The organism is Pseudomonadota bacterium (genome assembly GCA_010028905.1).
Lineage (GTDB): Bacteria > Vulcanimicrobiota > Xenobia > RGZZ01 > RGZZ01 > RGZZ01.
On record RGZZ01000488.1, the window covers coordinates 1 to 3,660 of the forward strand.

General features: G+C 68.3%; 4 protein-coding genes. 3 read left to right on the forward strand and 1 reads right to left on the reverse strand.

Translation table 11 applies throughout. The features are described from left to right. Positions 1-52: 52 nt before the first annotated feature. Positions 53-505, reverse strand: coding sequence for a hypothetical protein (locus EB084_21660; protein NDD30872.1), 453 nt, complete (start codon positions 503-505; stop codon positions 53-55). A 129-nt stretch (positions 506-634) separates the two neighbouring features. Here EB084_21660 and EB084_21665 point away from each other — a divergent pair, with 129 nt between their 5' ends. The 3 genes from EB084_21665 to EB084_21675 all read left to right on the forward strand — a co-directional run. Continuing rightward, the gene (locus EB084_21665; GenBank protein ID NDD30873.1) at positions 635-2,050 is read left to right on the forward strand and encodes a GAF domain-containing protein; all 1,416 of its coding nucleotides are present in this window, start codon (positions 635-637) and stop codon (positions 2,048-2,050) included. Between the two features lie 3 nt (positions 2,051-2,053). Next, complete coding sequence (locus tag EB084_21670) at positions 2,054-2,671, forward strand: hypothetical protein (protein NDD30874.1); 618 nt, start codon at positions 2,054-2,056, stop codon at positions 2,669-2,671. A gap of 26 nt (positions 2,672-2,697) precedes the next feature. After that, the coding region (locus EB084_21675) for a TRAP transporter substrate-binding protein (protein NDD30875.1) at positions 2,698-3,660 on the forward strand (963 nt) is incomplete at its 3' end.

Consider the following 3,660-nt stretch of genomic DNA (forward strand, 5'->3'; position numbering starts at 1 on the left):
CACGGTGTGTGGGAGTGAACCCCGCCAACCCCCACAGCCCGTGGGGGTTTTCTCATGAGAGGGCGCTGTAGACGGCCTCGAGGGTCTCAACCCGCTGCTCGCCCCACGAGACCGAGAGCAAGGCGCGCAGGGCGGCGCGGGTCTGCTCAGTGAGCTCGGGGGCGCGACCCGCTACGAGCCGCGCGGCCTCGCTGCAGCCGCGGATGAGGTCGGTGAGCGGCGCCCGCTGCGCCTCCGCGCAGGCCTTCAGACGCGCCAGGGCCAGGGGCAGCAGCAGGGGCACGTGCATGCCGCGCGAGAGCAGCATGGCCAGGTCGTCGTCGGCAAGCGCGTTCATGGGAACCTGGCGCACCGCCTCCAGCCAGGCGGCCTCGGCCCCTTCGGCGCCCCGTGTGGTGAAGCCGAGCCGCTTCTCGACGGCGGCCAGGGTCGTTGCCTCGCCCACCGAGGCGTAGATGTCGGCCGCCCGCGGCGGGCCGCTGAAGGTGCGCTGGGGATCGCTCATCTCGGTTCTCCTTGCAGGGGGGCTCTCGGCGGTGGCATCCTCGCCAGCAACACCCGGCGGGCGATGTTCGCAGCCCCCCGAGCCTGAACCTCCGAGCGGGTCCGCGGGGAACCTCTCCTGCGGAAACGGTTGGACGCGCGCAGCCCCCTGAGCCTGAACCTCTGGCGTTCAACCGCTGACCTCGTGGGAATCCGGACCGCCCATCGCGAATACCCCCTCCACGACACAGGAGGGCGCCCTCGCGCTGCGCCCGGCGCAGCCGGCACCGAGGGCAATGACATGAGCGAGCAGCTTCGTAATCTCACGTCGGTCGAGCTCGACCGGCTCAACGTATTGTCGACCATCAGCCAGATGCTGAACGCCTCGTATGACGTCGACGAGGTGCTGCAGAAGGTGCTCGATGTGGTGATCAACACCCTCGGTGCCCAGCGTGGCTTCGTCGTGCTCGACCGCGGCGACGACGAGCCGGACGTGGCGGTGGCGCGCAACCTCGACAAGGCCGACATCCAGGCCGACGACTTCCTCTACAGCCGGACCCTGGTGCGACGGGTGCTCGAGACGGGCGATCCCATCATCTCGCGCGACGTGAGCGCCGACCTCGACCTGTCGTCGAACCGCAGCCTCACCCTCATCGGCACGCGCTCGATTCTCTGCGTGCCCATGTCGACGCGCTCGAACCGCATCGGCGTGATCTACCTCGACAACCAGATCTCGAGCGGCGTGTTCGTGCAGTCTGATCTCGATCTGCTGCGCATCATCGCCGACCTCGCCTCGGCGGCCATAGAGCGCGCCCGCTACTTCTCGCACCTCATGCAGAGCGAGAAGCTCAGCGCCCTGGGCACCCTGGTGGCGGGCATCACCCACGAGCTCAACAGCCCCCTCACCGTGATCATGGGCTTCGCCGGCGTGCTCAAGACGCGGTTGGAGAAGACCTCTGACGACTACGACATGGTCGACCGCATGCACAGCGAGGCGGTGCGCTGCCGCAACCTCGTGCGCCAGATGCTCAGCCTGTCGCGGTCTGGCACCGAGGCGCCCCGCAAGCGAACCGATCTGGGCCAGCTCGTGAACGCCTGCGCTCGCCTGCTGCGCACCGACTTCCGCGACGCCAACGCCGATCTGGTCGTCGACGTGGCCGATGGCCTTCCCGAGGTCGAGATCAACACCGACCAGTGGACGCAGGTGTGCCTCAACCTGCTCACCAACGCCCTCCACGCGGTCAGCGACAAGCCCGAAGACCAGCGCGGCCGCGCCACGGTTCGCCTCGTGGGGTCGCGCGAGAAGCTGCGGCTCATCATCGCCGACAACGGGTCCGGCATCGATCGCAAGATACTGCGTCGCATCTTCGACCCGTTCTTCACCACCAAGCCCGCGGGGCAGGGAACCGGACTCGGCCTGAGCATCACCCACGGCATCGTCACCGATCACGGCGGCACCATCTCGGCCGCCAACGATCCCAACGGCGGCGCCATCTTCGTCATCGAGCTGCCGGTCGCCGCGCCCCCCGCGCCGCCCGCCACCCCATCCGTCAGCGCGGAGCCGTGAGACGTGGCTGTCACCGAGTTCATCAAGCGGGTGGCCACCTTCGCCGGACGCAGCCTCGAGTTCGCGCTCACGGGGCAGTCTGACTTTGCGGTCATAACCTCTGAGCTCGCCGACTTCAAGACCGTCACCGATATCACCAAGGCGAAGCGCGCCCTCGCCGACATCCGGACCTTCATCGCCCACGAGTTCCGGATCCAGGTGCAGGCGCCCGTGATCATCGAGCTCTTCAGTGATCGTGACTGGACGCCCGCGTCGCTCCGATACGTCATGCGCGGGGCCGTGGGAAGCTACCAGCCGCAGCCGCTGGGAGGGTCGATGGCCCACGCCGTGCACGTGCTCAGCGGCCTCTCGACCGGACGCTTCAAGGCCATCGTGGCGCACGAGCTGGTGCACGCCTACGAGCGCGAGATCGGCATCCTCTCGTCGAATCGCGCGCTGCGTGAGGGGTTTGCGCGATGGGTCGAGTACAACGTGCTGGTGGCCGAGGGCGAGCGCGCAGAGGCGCAGAAGCTCACCCGGGTGAGGCGATGGAGCTCTGGGCGAGGAATTCTCGAGCTGCTCGACCTGCAGCGTCAGGGGGGGGTTGCGGCCGTGCTCAGCCACGTGCACGAGGTTCCGTGACGCTGCGCCGCGGAGGGTCTAGCGCGATGGAGCGCCTGGCGGCGCACCCGATGGCGTCTCGTCTGGCGCGCGCGTGGCTGCTCGCCCTCATGGCGCTGCTGTGCGCGACGCGTGGCGGCATCGCCGCCCCTTCCAGCACACTCGATCTCGTGCTGATCGAGAGCGCCGAGACGTCATACGCCACCGCCGCCTCTCGACTGAAGCAGGTCGTCGAGGCGCGCTCGTCGGGCAGGCTTCGCATCAATCTGCACCTCGACGGGCGGTTCGGCACGCGCACCCTCGAAGATCTCGACATGGTGTCGGCGGTGCGCGCGGGCACCGTCTCGATGGCGCTCGTATCGTCGGCGCCGCTGTCGAACCTCTGCGCCGAGCTCGAGGTGCTCAACGACCCGTTCCTCTTTCGCGACTACGGGCATGTGTGGCGGGTGCTCGACGGGAAGGTGGGGCTCGAACTGCTGGCTGCCCCTCTTCGTCACGGCCTTCGCGGCCTCGCCTTCTTCGACGGGGGATTTCGCCTCTTCGCCTCCACCCGTCCCATCGCATCACTCTCAGATTTTCGCGGGCTGCGGGTGCGCACGCTCCAGAACCGCACCTACGTCGGGCTCGTGAAGGCCTTCCAGGGCGTGCCCGTGCCCGCGGCCATCAACAAGATTCGCACCATGGTCACGCGCGGCTTCATCGACGCCGCAGACCGCTCCTATCCGACCTACGGCTCGCTCGATCTCTACGACGTGCTGCGCTACGTCACCGAGACCAACCACGCCTACGCCGCGAAGGTGCTCATCGTGAACGAGGCGGCACTCGCCGCCCTGCCCCGTGAGCAACGGGATCTGCTCGTGCAGGCCGTAAGCGAGGTGGCGCATCGCCATCGCGACGATTTTCGCGCCGAGATCGAGCGCGTCCGCAAGCGCGCCCTCTCGCGAGGAGTGAAGATCATTACGCTGTCAGCCGATCAGCGACGCGCCTTCGAGACCGCCAGCCGCCCAGTC